This is a genomic window from Xanthomonas sp. F10, assembly GCF_014206815.1.
Classification (GTDB): Bacteria; Pseudomonadota; Gammaproteobacteria; order Xanthomonadales; family Xanthomonadaceae; genus Xanthomonas_A; species Xanthomonas_A indica.
The window spans coordinates 2,007,004-2,021,218 of sequence record NZ_JACHNP010000001.1 but is presented as its reverse complement, the minus strand read 5'-3'; the positions used below and the strand labels follow the sequence as shown (position 1 = coordinate 2,021,218).

Sequence of the window (14,215 nt, the reverse complement as noted above, 5' to 3'; positions counted from 1 at the left end):
ACATGGCCAACGAGATTGCTGTCTCCATCATAGGCGCAGGTCACTGCGGTTGCGCCATCGCGGCCGACGTTCTCGGACGCGGCGGCAAGGCGCTTTTGTACGCGCACCCGGACCACAGCGCGACGCTTCACGCGATCCTGAGACAGGGCTACCTCGACGTGACGGGGAAGATGCGCGGCCGCTTCATGCCGGTGCTCAGCAAAGACCTGTCCGAAGCGCTCCGGTTCTCGGAGTACGTCGTTCTCGCCCTGCCATCGTTCGCGCACGATGACATGATCGCGGCGCTCGCCGCGCATGACCTTGGCCGGCACGTCATCGTGTGCATCGCCGGCAACTTCTTCTGCCTCGCAGCCAGGCGATCGCTCAGGGCGCGCGCGATACTGGAGACCAGCTCGGCGCCGTATGCGTCCCGCGTGGTCGGTGCCGACGTGAAGGTGATGGGCGTCAAATCCCAACTCCACATCGCATCGCTCGCACCCATCGGCGATCAGGGGACGCTGCAGGCATTGGCGCGTCTGTTCCCCATGCCGCTGCGCTGGCACCGAAACGTCTTGGAGGCAGGCCTGTCCTGCATCAATGCCGTCCTGCATCCGGTGCCCGCGCTGCTCAACACCGGATGGATCGAGTCCACTGCCGGTGACTTCGATTTCTACCGCCAGGGCATGAGCGCATCGGTCGTCCGGGTCATGCAGGCGATCGATCAGGAGCGCATGCGCATCGCAAGCCGGTATGGACTGTCGGTCCGCTCCGCGGTCGAGATGATGAACGCGTACTACGGGGGACGCTTCGCCAGCCTGCTCGACTTCGCGCGCGAGAGTGCGGAGCACAACCAGGAGAAGATGGCCCCCTCCACCATGCGGCATCGCTTCGTCGAACAGGACGTGCCGTTGGTGCTCGTGCCATGGCACGAACTGGGCCTGAAAGCAGGCCTCGATGCGCTGACGATGCGCGCCATCATCCAGATCGCCTCCGTCGTGCGCCACCAGCCCCCGCCGGATGAGGGCAGTGCGCTGCGGCGGCTCGGACTGGCCGGCCTCGACCGGCGGGGCATCCTTGCCGCCGTGGCCGCTGGTTGAGCGCGAGGCGTGCCGTGTCTCCGGGATCGTCAGCGCCTGCTGTGCGCCCGGATGGCCCGAGGCGGGCGACGTTGCGTGCCATCGCGTACAAGCTCGCCTCCGCACTGGTGCTGGCGTGCATGTTCGCGCTTATCAAGTCGCTCGGCAGCCGCTATCCCGTCGGGGAAATCGTCTTCGCACGCAGCGGCTTCGCCCTGCTGCCGATCATCGTTGTACTGCACGCCAGGCGCCAGTGGAGCACGCTGCGAACATCCCGGCCGCTCGCCCATCTGCGCCGTTCGGTCGCGGGCGTGGCATCCCTGTTCCTGAGCTTCGGTGCGGTCTCGCTGTTGCCGCTGTCCACCGCTACCGCGCTCACGTACTCGGCGCCTCTGTTCATCACGCTGCTGTCGATCGTCTTGCTCGGTGAGCAGGTCTCGCCAGGCAGGTGGGCCGCTGTGGTGATCGGATTCATGGGGATGTGGATGGTGGTCCAGCCGGACCTGGAGGCGGGACTGCCGTTGGGCAAGGTTCTCGGCGTGATGGCCGCCGTTGCGACCGCGGTGGCATTGGTGGCCATCCGGCAGATGGCGGCATCGGAATCGGCGCTCGCGATCGCCTTCTACTTCACGCTCTTTGGCACGGTGGTGGGCGCTGCAACGCTGCCACTGCAGTGGGTGGTTCCCGACGCCCCCGATGCGGCGCGACTGGTGTCCGTGGGAGTGCTTGGCGGGACGGCTCAACTGCTGCTCACCATGGCCTACCGGCTGGCGCCGGCCTCGGTGCTCGCGCCCTACGAATACGCCACGCTGGTGGGCGCGATCCTGGTGGGATTCATCGTTTGGGGTGAGATGCCCAGAGCCGTCGAATGGCTCGGGATCGCCGCCATCGTCGGTGCCAACGTCGGCATGACAGTGCATGAACAGGCCAGGGCGCGGCGTGCGCGGCGCGTTCCGACAGCGGGGAACCCGGCCGAGTGAACGCGCGAGCGGCTCAATCTTTGGCACAGCCATGCCGCAGCGGACGCTCAGCCTTGCTCCATGCGCTGGCTGAGCAGGTCCGCGAACTCGTCCACCAGCGCGTTTTCCGGTACGCCCGAAGGCGTGATGAGCCCATACTGGGACCGGATCGGCTCGCGCAGGGCAACGGCCACGTAGCGGGGATCGTCCATCGGCGCAGGCACCCAGCGCGACACCAGCGCAATTCCGGCGCCAGCAGCGGCCAGCGCGCACGCAATGGAAGAGGTGGGTGTTTCAGCGACCACCTGCGCAGCGATGGCCCCCTGATTGAAGGCGTCATCGATCTGGTAGCGCACGTAGCTGTGCGGCGAGGGCAGGATCAGGCGTTCGGAGGCCAGCTCGCGCAGCGCGATCTGCTTGGAGACCGCCAGGCGATGCCCTCGGGGGACGATGGCTACGAGCGCCGCGGAGGGCAGGGCCCGCACCTCCATGCCCGCATGCGAGAGCGGCAGCTCGATCACACCCGCATCGAACTGGCGTGTGGAGACCAACTCGGCGATCTGCCGCGACGGGAGCGTCTGCGCGAACGTCCTCACCTGGGGCCGCTCTTGCATGAACCGTGCGAGCGCATCCGGAACGACCCACTGTGCGAGGGCGGGCAACACGGCGATGCGCAATGCGCCCGCGCGGTGGTGCCGCAGGTCTTGGGCGACCTGCGCAATGCGCTCGATGCCGCCGAACACCTGCTCGACTTCGCGAAAGAGCGCCTGCGCTTCCGAGGTCGGCACGAGACGGCGTCCCTTGCGCTGGTACAGCGGATAGCCCAGTCGCAGCTCCATCTGGGCGATCGTGCGGCTCACCGCGGGCTGGGTGACGCTCAACAGTTCCGCCGCGCCGACGACGCTGCCCGCGAGCATCACCGCGCGGAAGGCTTCGATGTGCCTCAAGTTGAGGTCGGTCTTCATACATAACCTTTCGGCATTTGCAGCCCCCGACATGGCAATAGTCGAGACGAGGGGTTCTCCATACGATCAGAACATCCAACAAAAATTCCTGTGCCGCAGCGGTGTCGGTGCTGCGTTACTCCAGAGGATCGGAATATGCCAGAGAGTTATATGTTCAGGAGAGTTCAGGCACCGGACGGCACGGATGGCGGTGCTGCGCATGCGCTGGCTTCTTTCATCGTCGGTGCTCGGGAGCGGCAACTGCTGCCTGCGACGCGGGAGGTCGCCCTGAAATGCGTTCTTGATGCGCTGGGTTCTGCCGGCGCCGCCATGGATGTCCCGGGTGTGGTCGCCACCCGTGAGGGTGCCAGGCGCCTGCTCGGGCGAGGTGCGGTGCCGATCTGGTTCTCGGGTGGCAGTGGCACGCTGGGTGCCGCATTGCTGGCCAACAGCGCGGCCACCGCCGCGCTGGACCTCGACGACGGCTACCGGCGCGCACGTGGCCATCCCGGTGCGGCGGTCGTTCCGGCCGCCTTGGCGATGCTCGCGCTGCGGCCGGCCCTGTCCGCCGATGAGATCCTCGGCGCGGTCGTCGCGGGCTACGAGGTCGCGCTGCGTGTCGCCATGGCGCGGCTGTCGTATGCCCCCTCCGGCGCATGGTCGGCGTACGGCGTCATCGCGGCGCTCGGCTATCTGCAGGGAACCTCGCTGGAATGTGTGGCCCACGCACTTGCCATCGCCGCACAGGCATCGCCCGCGCTGCCGGCCCTCGCAGGCCTGGCCGGCTCCGACGTGAAAGAGGGCATCCCTTACGGATGCCTCGCGGGCCTGGCCGCGCTGGAGATGGCCGCGGCCGGAACGACCGGTCCCATCGACATCTTCGACATCCCGACGCTGTTCAGCGGCGATGTGGCCCTGGCCGACTTCGGCCCTGCACCGCTGATCGAAGGCACCTACTTCAAGCCCTTCGGGTGCTGCCGCCACATCCATGGCGCGCTCGATGCCCTTCTGCTGTTGCAGCGCGAGCATGGCTTTTGCGCCGAAGAAATCGACGGCATGGAGGTCGCGACCTACCGGGCCACGTTCAACCTCGCGAACCGGCCCGCGCCCACCTCACTCACCGACGCGCAGTACAGTGTTCCGTTCTGTCTCGCGGCGGCGGCGATCGGTGGAGAGGGCGCGCTGCTTCCTTTGACCCAGCCGATGTTGAGCGATCCCAGGATTGTCCGGCTCGCACGTACCGTCGTCGTGCAAGCCGACCCGGAACTCGAATCGCTGTTTCCCGAGCGCTCGCCATCGCGGCTCACGGTCACCCTGCGGACGGGCGAACGCATCGTATCCCCCGTGGTGGACCCGCGTGGCGATCCGGCACACCCGATGCACCGGCCCGAGCTCGTGGCGAAGTTCCGGCAGGTGACCGCACACACGCTGGGCCCGCGGCGGCAGGAAGAGTTCCTGCAGGCGCTGCAGCAGTTCGAGCAGGGCGAGACAGCGCCGTTGGACCGAGCACTCGGAACTGACTGGACGAAGTGATGTCCGCTGTGCAACACCCCATCACGCTGCCGGCGGGTGGCGAGCAGTCGCGTGCGCGGCGTCCGGCCAAGCACCGCTTCGATGTGCTGGTCGTCGGTGCGGGCGCCGTGGGCATGAGCGTGGCCTACGGTCTGGCGCAGCGTGGCCTCTCGGTCTGCGTGGCCGACGAAGGTGACATCGCATTCAAGGCGTCCCGGGGCAACTTCGGCCTGGCCTGGGTCCAGGGCAAGGGGGCCAAGTGCGACGACTACGCCCACTGGTCGATCGATGCGGCCGGCATGTGGCCGGGTTTCGCCGCGGAGCTGCGCCAGGCCGGCGGGGTCGATGTCGAGCTGTACCAGCCGGGCGGTTTCGTGATCTGTACCAGCGCGCAGGAGTACGAGGCGCGCGTCGGCATGCTCACGGGCATGCAGCAGAGGCTGGGAGCAAAGTTCGCGTTCGAGGCGCTGTCCGGGCACGAGACGCAGGCCCGCATGCCGCATGCCAGCGCGCAGATCGCCGGCTCGACGTATTGCCCACTGGACGGCCACGTCAGCCCGCTGAAGCTGCTCCGGGCGCTGTTCACGGCGTTCAGCGGATGCGGTGGCGTGCTGTGCCCCCACACGGTGGTGCAGTCGCTCAGCGCGCGGCCACAGGGCGGCTTCACCGCGCGCACCGCGACCGGGACGATCGACGCGGACAAGGTGGTCCTGGCCGCCGGCCTGGGCAGTACCGCACTGGCTTCCCGCCTGGGCCTGGACGCGCCGCTGCACCCCATCCGCGGACAGTTGCTCATCACCGAGCGCGCCGAGCCGTTCCTGCGCTACCCGACGCTCCATGTCCGGCAGACCTTCGATGGAACGGTCCAGATCGGTGACTCGAAGGAGGACGTGGGGCTCGATACGGGCACGAGCTGGGACGTGTTCGCACGGATCGCGCAACGAGCGGTGCAGAGCTTCCCGACGCTGGCCGGGCTCAGCATGGTTCGCGGGTGGGGCGCCCTGCGCGTGATGAGCCCGGACGGCCTTCCGATCTACGACGAGTCGCTGCAGCACCCCGGTGCGTTCCTGGTGACGTGCCACAGCGGCATCACCTTGGCACCGCAGCACGCGGGGCCGATTGCCGAGTGGATCGCCACCGGCGAGCGGCCGGACGGTATCGGCGGTTTCACCGCAAGGAGGTTCCATGTTTAAGCCACTGGATGGCGCACCGCCTGTCGACCTCGTGGAGATCCAGGTGGACGGCGCCACCGTCCGTGTCGCGAAGGGGAGGACGCTCGCGATCGCGCTGCTGGAAGCAGGCTATGCCGCCACGCGCCGCAACCACCGGGCAGAGCCCTGTGCTCCTTTCTGCCTCATGGGCGTGTGCTTCGAGTGCCTGGTGCATCTGGATGGGCAGAGCAACGTGCAGGCCTGCCTGGTCAGGGCAGAAGCGGGTATGCGCGTGTGCCTGTCGCAAGGGGGCGCCGCCCCCATCGGAGGAGCGTGATGGACTACGACCTCGTGGTGATCGGCGCCGGGCCTGCCGGCATGGCCGCAGCGACGAAGGGGGCAGCGCTCGGCCTCAAGGTGCTACTGCTCGACGAACAGGCGCAGGCCGGTGGCCAGATCTATCGGCGCGTGCAGGAGGCGGGGCCACAGGCCCTGCACATCCTGGGCAACGACTATGCGGCAGGGCGCGAGTTGGTCGATCGGTTGCAGGCCAGCGGAGCCGACACCTGTTTCGGGGCGTTCGTGGTCGATGTGTCGCCGCAGTGGGTGGTGTTCTTCCGTGTCGAAGGAAGCATCCGGCAGGTGCGCGCGAGACAGCTCATCGTGGCCACGGGCGCGATGGAGCGCGCATCGCCGTTCCCGGGATGGACCTTGCCCGGCGTAATGCCCGCGGGCGCCGCGCAGATCGCGCTCAAGGCCGATGCCGTCGTTCCCTCGGGACGCGTGGCCGTTGCAGGCTGCGGACCGTTGTTTCTTCTCGTGTCGCAGCAGCTGATTCGCGCAGGCGCCGACGTGGTGGCCCTGATCGAGACCGGGGAGCCGGGCAACGCGCGCCGCGCGCTGTCGCACCTGCCGTCGGCGCTACGTTCCCACCGCGACCTGCTCAAGGGCATTTCCATGATGGGCAGCCTCTGGAGCGCGCGTGTTCCCTGGCTCAGGGGCTGCGATGCCCTGCAGGCGATCGGTGACGAGCGTGTGCGCGGTGTCCGCTTCCGGCACCGCGGCAAGCCGAAGGAACTGGCGGTGGATACGCTGCTGGTGCATCACGGCGTCGTGCCGAACCACCAGCTGTCGCGGCTGCTGGGCCTCGCGCACCGCTGGAGCAACGAGCAGTTGGCCTGGCAGGTCGAGTGCGACCCCTATGGGCAGACATCCGCGCCGGGCATCTTCGTCGCTGGTGATGGCGCCAGCATCGCCGGCGCGCTGGCGGCCGCGGAGCGGGGTGCTCTGGCCGCGTTGGGAGCGGCACGAGCGCTCGGCCGGATCGCGCTGCAAGAGCTGCAACAGGGCGCGGCCATCCATGTCGCCAATCTCCGGCGCCACACCGGTATCCGCCCGCTTCTCGATGCGCTCTATCCGCCTCCCGAGTGGCTGCAGGAGCCGGGCGACGACACCGTCGTGTGCCGCTGCGAGCGCGTCAACGCGGGCACCGTGCGGGAGATGGCCGACCTCGGCTGCGCCGGGCCGAACCAGACCAAGTTCATGAGCCGCTGCGGCATGGGGCCTTGCCAGGGGCGCATGTGCGGCACGCCCGTGACGCAGTTGATGGCCCAGCGCCTGGGCCTGCATCCCGAGGAAGTGGGGGCCTACCGGGTTCGTCCGCCCCTGAAGCCGCTTCCTCTCTCCGTGATCGCCAACTTCAACCAATGCGGCCAGCCGTGACCCTGGACGCTGATTCGCTTCACCCGATGACCGCCTTCGCACTCCATCGCCTCCACACCAACCCGCGCTTGAGCAAAGCGGTGGTGTTCGGCCCGCTCGTGTTCCTGAGCGGACAGACCGCCAGCGGCTCGCCCGCCACGTCCTTCGATGAGCAGATGCAGGAGGTTCTGGACCGCATCGAGGCCCGTCTGGCGGACGCGGGCTCGGACAAGCAATCGCTTCTGTCCGTGACGGTCTACCTGCGGAACATGGATGACTTCGCGGCGATGAATGCTGCTTGGGAGCGGTGGATCGCCCCGGGCACCGCCCCGGCACGCTGCACCGTGGAGGGGCGCATCGCCTCCCCACATCTGTTGATCGAGATCTCCGCCATCGCCGCCACATCGGCGCCCATCCACCCCTAAGATTGAAACGAGGCCTCCCCATGACCGAGATTTCCCACAACGTCTCCACCTCCCGGCGTGCATGGCTGCGCTGGACCGCCGGCGCGGGCATGGCATGGCTTGCTGGTGCAGCCCAGGCGGCCGAGTACCCGTCCAAGCCGATCCGCTTGGTCGTGCCGGCCCCGCCCGGCGGTGGTACCGACATGATGGCGCGGCTGCTCTCGAATGCCCTGAACTCCACGCTGGGCTGGACGGTGGTGGTGGACAACGTGCCGGGCGCCGGGGGAAACATCGGCCTGGACAAAGCGGCCAAGTCCCCGCCTGACGGCTACACCCTGGCGATGGGCGAGTCCAGCAACCTGACCGTGAACCAGGCGCTCTACAAGAAGATGCCGTTCGACGTCGCCCGCGATCTCACGCCGGTGACGCTCATGGCCAAGGTGCCTCTGGTGCTGGTGGTGTCCGCCAAGGGACCCTACCGCAGCGTCGCGGATCTGGCGGGCGCCGCCAAGCGCAAGGCCGTGACCTTCGCATCGTCCGGCAACGGCACCTTGGCGCATCTGTGCGGAGAGCTCTGGAAGGGCAAGGCTGGCCTTGACCTGGTGCACGTGCCGTACCGCGGCGCGGCGCCGGCCATGACCGATCTGGCAAGCGGGCAGGTGGACATGTTCGCCGCGTCGATCACCGCAGCGCTGCCGATGATCCAGGCCGGCCTGCTGCGGCCGCTGGCGGTCGCGTCCCCAATGAGGGCAGCGGCGCTTCCGAACATTCCGACCATGGCCGAATCGGGCTTCCAGGGCATCGAGGCGGCCGTGATCTTCGGCGTGGTGGCGCCGGCAGGCACGCCCGACCCCGTGGTCTCCAGGCTCAACCAGGAGATCAACCGCGCCCTCAAGCAGCCGCAGCTGCGGCAGTCGCTGATCGACCAGGGGGCGATCCAGGAATCCCTGGGCGGCACCGTGCCCGCGTTTGCCAGCCTGCTCAAAGACGAACGGGCGAAGTGGGGGCGGGTCGTCAGGGAGTCGGGGGCTTCGGTGGACTAAGCTGACAATGCGGCTCGGCCGTCCGCGACAGAATGCCACGTCCCTAAAATGGCTCTAGTCAGGGTTGGAACCCGGGGCGAGTCTGGCGTCGGGCGGCGATGCCGAACCGCTGCTGGTGTTCGCACCTGCTTGTAGCCAGGAGCGGTTAGCCAAGGCAAACTCTGGCCTGCCTCAGGCTGAAAGCTGCGGTTCGCCTCGCAACGGTCAAGTTACAGCTCTTGTTGCATAGCGACCTCCGGCAAGTGAATGCTTTTGCGATGCACAGCACTAGCCCTAAAGCGAGTCCTGGCAAGGATTCGCTGCCCACCGTTACAAACTGTAGAATTAAAAGGCTAGCCCTCACTTTTACCCAAGAGCAACAAGGAATCGATTGCAACTGAGCGGCGGCGTTTAGGGAGGGATACTTTTGACCATAGCTACAGGCGCGGCGGAAGTCCTGCTAGTTGCCAATAAGCCGGGCCTTACCGAGAAAGGTGGCGGACACGGCGCTAAGGGCGTTGACTTTCAGCGATGGTGGGCCGTTCTCAGGATGCTTGAACTGGAGCAGTCGAATGCCCCAGATTTCCTGCTGCTTTTCGAAGCAGTACAGGACGTCACTGAACTCGATTCCCTCAGCGCTCCTACCAAGGCCGCCATATACCAAGTAAAGAAGAAGGATACGGGCACCTGGTCTTGGTCGGTGTTGACTGGCACCTCAGCGCCGAAGCAACCAAAGCCCGCGAAGAAAAGTGCTGCTAGCGGCCCCGCCGCACCGGTACCTACTGTCGTCCCAAGCTTCGACAATGTCGGCAACAGCGTCCTCGGCAAGATCCATCTGAGCTTGATGGCGTTTGAGAAGTTGCCGGCTGAGGGTATCTTCATTTCGAACGCTGGTTGCGACGTTCCACTAGCCTCCGGTGCGAACGCAGCGACGTCTCTACCTTGCTCTCTATCAGACCTGGCAGCAGACCATGCGCAACTCCTGACGGACGCGCTCAACAGTCTGTCCGCTGCGGGAGCTCCGATCCCAGATCTCAAGAGGGTGCGCCTTGCCCGTGTGGCCATTCACCCGGACGACCCCTCGGCGCCGGCGGTGGCCAAAGCGCTGGAACTGCTGACACAACGCAGTCCCGGACATGCCGCCCAGGCTCGAGCGTTCGTGGAGTCGCTTGTCATGAAGGTCTCTGCGCTAGGTCGCCGCACGGCGACGTGCGCGACATTCGCTGACCTGGTTAAAGAACGAGGCTTTTCTAGGGCCGAGTTCCACACAGCGCTCAGTTCGCTTGCAACCATCCCGGACCGAAACGCGCTCTTCGAGAGTTGGCTCGCTAAGCTCCAACAGGAGGGCTTTGACTTCAGGGCGCTTACGACGATGCGAATGGCTGCGGCTAGAGTTGCGGCGGAACGACTCACCGGTCCATCGCCTGAAGCTCACGCCATTGACTCGTTCTGCGATAGCTGGGCGCAGGCAAACGCGTGTGGACCAAATCTAAAGCCATACGTCGATGCTGCGCTTGTCGCGATGAGGGCTAACTTCGGGCAGTACCGGGACGAAGAGCTTTTGGCACGCTTTGTCATGAGGGTAATGACAACATGAATGGACCCGAGCTGAGACTTCTCGTTCGTAGCCTGAGAACTAAGACCTATGCATCGCTTTCGATTTCAAAACATCTGGCTGCTCTCACTGCGGGACAAGAAGGCACGCCACGTGAAGTTCCACCCGAGGAAGAACCTCATCAGGGGCCGGAACCACATGGGGAAGACAACACTAATTCGGAGCCTCTTTGAGACCCTGGGTGCCACGCCTCAGGGAACTCTCGAGTCATGGGATGATGATGCCGTCTCGCTCCTCGAATTCTCGTTCGACGGGAAGCACTTCTTCGTTCTCCACCAGAACGGGCGCCGAGCACTGTTCGATTCAGACCGCCAGTTGGTTGCCACGACAGCCAAGTTCGCCGAATGGACGAGGGTTTTCTGTGATGTAACGGATTTCAATCTAGTCTTCACTGGCAAGACCGAGTCGGAGGTTGTTTCGGCAGACGCTGCGTGCTTCTTCTTGCCCTTCTATGTCAATCAAGACGGAAGCTGGCAATCTGAGTGGAACACATTCAATGGCCTCAAGCGCTTCACTGCGCCCTGGACTGCAATCCTCGAGTACTTCACTGGCGTTTGCCCCCCTGCGTACTACGAAGCGCGCGCGAAGAAAGGCCAACATTCGCGCGTGTTGGATGAGCATCGTCGAGAGCTTAGGCTTCTAGAGCGAACATTGGCCCGTTTCAGCCGCACTGTACCAGTGCATGGGCCTAAGCTGAGTGCTGCGAATTTCGAGGCTGAGATTGAGCAGCTGACCCGTGAAGTCTCCGAACTCAACGGTCGCCAGGAGAAGCTCCGCAGTGATGCAGTTCGCGAACAAGAGTTGCTGGCCAGCTTGGACCATCAGATTCGGATGGCCGACGAGGCACTGAAGGCATATAACAGTGATGCTGCATGGATCCGGACGGCGGGGAGTCAGCCGCTCATTTGCCCCACCTGTCACGCAGAGCACGAAAAGCCATTCTTAGACCTGTTGCGATTCGCAGAAGATGCGCGTGTCCTGCGCGAACTAGCCGCACGCCTTCGCGACGATGCGGCCGTTGTTCGCGATCGATGCCAAAAGGCGATCGGCGAACTGGCTACCCTCAACGAGAGCTACCTCCGGATATCCCGACTGCTGGACACCAGAAAAGGCGAACTCAAGTTTCAAGACGTTGTCGGAGGTATCGGTGCCGAGGGCGCTCTGGCCGCCTTTGAGGCCGAACGCAAGCAACTGCAAGAAGCTATTGACGAGGCTGTCCTGGCCGTCGACAAGCTAGATGAGACGATGAAGGAGCTGCGGGCTGTCAAGCGGACGAAAGCAATACTTGCCGACTTCAGAGGCTTTTACGCCGCTGGCCGGGTCGCACTTAAGCTTCCTTCCGTTGACGTGTCCAAGATGAAACTAGCAGGGCGACCAGACCTCTCTGGAAGCGGAGGTCCCCGCTCCATATTGGCTTACTACGCGGCGATTTGGCGCACGGCGCACGGCTCCAACGCCACGTACGATATTCCAGTAGTCATCGATTCGCCCAACCAGCAGGCGCAAGATGACGTAAATCTTCCCGCAGTGCTTGAGTTCATCGCTAAAGACTTGCCGGACGATATCCAGCTCATCGTCGGCCTTGAGACGCCCACGGAGTATCTGTTCGATTTCGAACTGCACCTTGAGCGGAAATACTCGGTGCTCGTTGAGGAAGAATGGGACGTCACCTACAGCACCGTGGAGCCCTTGCTTCAAGCGATGTACGCCAACTTGCTAGTCCCCGCGGCAAAAGCTACGCCGGAATCGCGTGCAGGCAGGGTATGAATTGACGAGAGGTCGCAGCTGTGGATACGACGCTATTGTGCAGCCGCAACGCTAATCCCGACTGTCCGCAGGTTATCTCAAGCGTACGGCTACCTTGTGATCCGTAGTCGAGGTGAGCTTGCTGCTCGTGTGTAAAAGGCCGGCCTCATTGCGATAGTGGTGGTTTCTCCGCTTTATGGAGAACACAGCTGTCGCTCACAGCAACCATAACAGTACTGCTATGAGCGACAGTATCGTGTCGAAAGCCGCTCTTCTTTGCCCGATGCGAACAGTCGCTTTCATCGCCTCGCTGGCGAGATGTCGTAGTTGAAGACGACGTAGACGGTTCCGAGGGTGCTGCGGGCATCGTCAAGGGCCGCGGCGCCGTGGTAGAACGCGGTCAGCCGCCCCTCTTCAGTCGCTGGCGTTGTGGTGGTCTGCATCTCGAACACCGCTGGCTTATCGGGCGTGAGCGTGTAGCGCACCATGACGCTGAAGCTCGCCTTGCTGTTCGCGAAGGCGGAAGCGGCGATGGGCTTGATGCGATCGTGCAGGCGCATGAGCACGTCGCGCTGCACGTTCCGCGCACAGGCCTCGTCCGGGCTCATGTACTGAAAGTGGGCCAGCTGGATGTTGGGGGCCGGAGTGCCGAGTGGCTCGGGCAGGTAGATGCTCATCGCTTCGCCGCAGAGCGCGGCGCCCGCCTGCATGGCGCTTCCGGTCTGCACGGGTGCCACAGCGAGAAGCGTTGCAAGGCCAACTACGAGGGGCATGGGGCGAACTCCTGGGATGGTGAAGGGCTTTAGTTCTCGACGACCGGGGATCGGTGCCTGCAGCGGGCCAGCTGCCGTGGACACCGCCTTTTCAGTAGTAGCAGAACGCCGTTGCCGTCGGCGCCGATGAAAGGGCGCACCGAGTGGCCGCCTTTTTGCCTTTCCGGGTAGGGCCTTTCCCCTTGGTGCCCCTTCCATTCCCTTTCCCATTTGCCGCGAACGCGCCCTTTGCTAACGGTGCCGACGATCGGACTTGCCAAGCGTCGCAGACGGGCTAGGATATACATCATGTTGTGTATATCAATCAGGTGCTGCCATGCAAGTCGCGAAGTGGGGTAACAGCCTGGCCGTCCGCCTGCCGACGAGTCTGGTCGAGGCGCTCGAACTGCGGGAGGGCGACGATATCGAGATCGTCGTGGACGCCCCCCGGCTCTTCGCAGTGCGCAAGAAGCCTGGGGCCGAAGCTATGCTGGAGCGGCTCCGCACCTTCCGCGGCAAACTGCCGGCGGACTTCAAGTTCAGCCGGGACGAGGCCAATGGCCGCGGGTAAGAGCAAGGTATTCCTCGACAGCAACGTGGTGCTGTACCTGCTGTCCGAGGACGCCTCTAAGGCGGACAGCGCCGAGGCGCTGCTGCAGCGCCGCCCGGTCATCAGCGTCCAGGTACTTAACGAGGTCACCCACGTCTGCGTGCGCAAGCTGAAGATGGGGTGGAGCGAAGTCGGGCAGTTCCTGGCGTTGGTCCGGGAGTTCTGCACCATTGTTCCCCTGACCGTCGAAGTGCATGACCGGGCCCGAGAACTGGCCGCGCGGCACCAGCTGTCGTTCTACGATGCCTGCATCGTGGCGGCGGCTGCGACGGAGGGCTGCCAGACGCTCTATTCCGAGGACATGCACCATGGCCTCATCATCGAAGAGAGCCTGTCGATCCGTAACCCGTTCAATGTTTGAAGCAGCATGAGGGCACCACCATGGCTACCTCGCGATCGGAGACACCGCTGAGCCGGAGGGCAGGGCATGCTGCGGCACGAGCCTGGCGCCGGCTGCTCTTTCGGAATGGTCAGTTCACCCGCTGGCTGATCGCAGCCGGGCTTCCCGCTGGTTTGGCAAAAGCCGTGGGTGCCTTTGCTCTGCTGCTGGTGATCGGTGTGCTTCTCTATGTAGCCTTCTGGCTGGGTGCGTTGGTCTTTGGGGTTGTGGTCGCTCTCTGGGCCATCGGCCACATCGACGGCTTTGACCCCACTCCTGAACCGGAGTGGAGGGACGGATGGGAGGGCTACGGCCTCTACCGGGGCGAAACGCGGATCGATCCCGGCGAGCAGGAAGACACATAG

At 64.8% G+C, this 14,215-nt stretch carries 15 protein-coding genes; 13 read left to right on the top strand and 2 right to left on the bottom strand.

Annotated features, from left to right (window positions below; translation table 11 throughout):
- Positions 1-2: 2 nt before the first annotated feature.
- Both FHR56_RS08820 and FHR56_RS08815 read left to right on the top strand, forming a co-directional pair.
- The gene (locus FHR56_RS08820) at positions 3-1,076 is read left to right on the top strand and encodes an NAD/NADP-dependent octopine/nopaline dehydrogenase family protein (RefSeq protein WP_160947139.1); all 1,074 of its coding nucleotides are present in this window, start codon (positions 3-5) and stop codon (positions 1,074-1,076) included.
- Between the two features lie 71 nt (positions 1,077-1,147).
- Positions 1,148-2,035 (top strand): DMT family transporter, encoded by an 888-nt coding sequence (locus FHR56_RS08815; protein WP_202406968.1) that lies wholly within the window; start codon positions 1,148-1,150, stop codon positions 2,033-2,035.
- A 47-nt stretch (positions 2,036-2,082) separates the two neighbouring features.
- Here FHR56_RS08815 and FHR56_RS08810 read toward each other — a convergent pair whose 3' ends face one another.
- Positions 2,083-2,979, bottom strand: a complete 897-nt coding sequence (locus FHR56_RS08810; protein WP_160947137.1) for a LysR substrate-binding domain-containing protein — start codon at positions 2,977-2,979, stop codon at positions 2,083-2,085.
- 135 nt (positions 2,980-3,114) lie between these two features.
- On the opposite strand from FHR56_RS08810, the gene FHR56_RS08805 reads away from it, so the two are divergent.
- From FHR56_RS08805 to FHR56_RS08770, 8 genes are all read left to right on the top strand, one after another.
- Positions 3,115-4,491 (top strand): MmgE/PrpD family protein, encoded by a 1,377-nt coding sequence (locus FHR56_RS08805; RefSeq protein WP_160947136.1) that lies wholly within the window; start codon positions 3,115-3,117, stop codon positions 4,489-4,491.
- Positions 4,491-5,663: an FAD-dependent oxidoreductase gene (locus FHR56_RS08800; protein WP_160947135.1), complete on the top strand. Its 1,173-nt coding sequence runs from the start codon at positions 4,491-4,493 to the stop codon at positions 5,661-5,663. Before FHR56_RS08805 ends, FHR56_RS08800 begins: the two co-directional genes overlap by 1 nt.
- Positions 5,656-5,958, top strand: coding sequence for a (2Fe-2S)-binding protein (locus tag FHR56_RS08795; protein ID WP_160947134.1), 303 nt, complete (start codon positions 5,656-5,658; stop codon positions 5,956-5,958). The genes FHR56_RS08800 and FHR56_RS08795 overlap by 8 nt, the downstream gene beginning before the upstream one ends.
- Positions 5,958-7,343, top strand: coding sequence for an FAD-dependent oxidoreductase (locus tag FHR56_RS08790; protein ID WP_160947133.1), 1,386 nt, complete (start codon positions 5,958-5,960; stop codon positions 7,341-7,343). The genes FHR56_RS08795 and FHR56_RS08790 overlap by 1 nt, the downstream gene beginning before the upstream one ends.
- Positions 7,340-7,747: a RidA family protein gene (locus tag FHR56_RS08785; RefSeq protein WP_202406967.1), complete on the top strand. Its 408-nt coding sequence runs from the start codon at positions 7,340-7,342 to the stop codon at positions 7,745-7,747. The genes FHR56_RS08790 and FHR56_RS08785 overlap by 4 nt, the downstream gene beginning before the upstream one ends.
- 20 nt (positions 7,748-7,767) lie before the next feature.
- Positions 7,768-8,769 (top strand): tripartite tricarboxylate transporter substrate binding protein, encoded by a 1,002-nt coding sequence (locus FHR56_RS08780; protein WP_160947132.1) that lies wholly within the window; start codon positions 7,768-7,770, stop codon positions 8,767-8,769.
- Positions 8,770-9,175: 406 nt separating this feature from the next.
- Positions 9,176-10,345 (top strand): dsDNA nuclease domain-containing protein, encoded by a 1,170-nt coding sequence (locus FHR56_RS08775; RefSeq protein WP_160947131.1) that lies wholly within the window; start codon positions 9,176-9,178, stop codon positions 10,343-10,345.
- Between the two features lie 111 nt (positions 10,346-10,456).
- Positions 10,457-12,130: a hypothetical protein gene (locus tag FHR56_RS08770; protein ID WP_202406966.1), complete on the top strand. Its 1,674-nt coding sequence runs from the start codon at positions 10,457-10,459 to the stop codon at positions 12,128-12,130.
- A 278-nt stretch (positions 12,131-12,408) separates the two neighbouring features.
- Here FHR56_RS08770 and FHR56_RS08765 read toward each other — a convergent pair whose 3' ends face one another.
- Positions 12,409-12,882, bottom strand: coding sequence for a hypothetical protein (locus FHR56_RS08765; protein WP_160947129.1), 474 nt, complete (start codon positions 12,880-12,882; stop codon positions 12,409-12,411).
- A gap of 316 nt (positions 12,883-13,198) precedes the next feature.
- Here FHR56_RS08765 and FHR56_RS08760 point away from each other — a divergent pair, with 316 nt between their 5' ends.
- The 3 genes from FHR56_RS08760 to FHR56_RS08750 are packed head-to-tail and all read left to right on the top strand — an operon-like array spanning position 13,199 to position 14,215.
- Positions 13,199-13,432 (top strand): AbrB/MazE/SpoVT family DNA-binding domain-containing protein, encoded by a 234-nt coding sequence (locus FHR56_RS08760; protein WP_160947128.1) that lies wholly within the window; start codon positions 13,199-13,201, stop codon positions 13,430-13,432.
- The gene (locus FHR56_RS08755; RefSeq protein WP_160947127.1) at positions 13,419-13,832 is read left to right on the top strand and encodes a PIN domain-containing protein; all 414 of its coding nucleotides are present in this window, start codon (positions 13,419-13,421) and stop codon (positions 13,830-13,832) included. The genes FHR56_RS08760 and FHR56_RS08755 overlap by 14 nt, the downstream gene beginning before the upstream one ends.
- A gap of 20 nt (positions 13,833-13,852) precedes the next feature.
- On the top strand, positions 13,853-14,215 hold the full coding sequence (locus FHR56_RS08750) for a DUF3742 family protein (RefSeq protein ID WP_160947126.1): 363 nt from the start codon (positions 13,853-13,855) through the stop codon (positions 14,213-14,215).

Coding starts and splice junctions, on each gene's coding strand:
- FHR56_RS08755 (WP_160947127.1), top strand. CDS start 13,419: ATGGCCGCGGGTAAGAGCAAGGTATTCCTCGACAGCAACGTGGTGCTG.
- FHR56_RS08790 (WP_160947133.1), top strand. CDS start 5,958: ATGGACTACGACCTCGTGGTGATCGGCGCCGGGCCTGCCGGCATGGCC.
- FHR56_RS08805 (WP_160947136.1), top strand. CDS start 3,115: ATGCCAGAGAGTTATATGTTCAGGAGAGTTCAGGCACCGGACGGCACG.
- FHR56_RS08820 (WP_160947139.1), top strand. CDS start 3: ATGGCCAACGAGATTGCTGTCTCCATCATAGGCGCAGGTCACTGCGGT.
- FHR56_RS08810 (WP_160947137.1), bottom strand. CDS start 2,979: ATGAAGACCGACCTCAACTTGAGGCACATCGAAGCCTTCCGCGCGGTG.
- FHR56_RS08760 (WP_160947128.1), top strand. CDS start 13,199: ATGCAAGTCGCGAAGTGGGGTAACAGCCTGGCCGTCCGCCTGCCGACG.
- FHR56_RS08750 (WP_160947126.1), top strand. CDS start 13,853: ATGGCTACCTCGCGATCGGAGACACCGCTGAGCCGGAGGGCAGGGCAT.
- FHR56_RS08795 (WP_160947134.1), top strand. CDS start 5,656: ATGTTTAAGCCACTGGATGGCGCACCGCCTGTCGACCTCGTGGAGATC.
- FHR56_RS08765 (WP_160947129.1), bottom strand. CDS start 12,882: ATGCCCCTCGTAGTTGGCCTTGCAACGCTTCTCGCTGTGGCACCCGTG.
- FHR56_RS08800 (WP_160947135.1), top strand. CDS start 4,491: ATGTCCGCTGTGCAACACCCCATCACGCTGCCGGCGGGTGGCGAGCAG.
- FHR56_RS08780 (WP_160947132.1), top strand. CDS start 7,768: ATGACCGAGATTTCCCACAACGTCTCCACCTCCCGGCGTGCATGGCTG.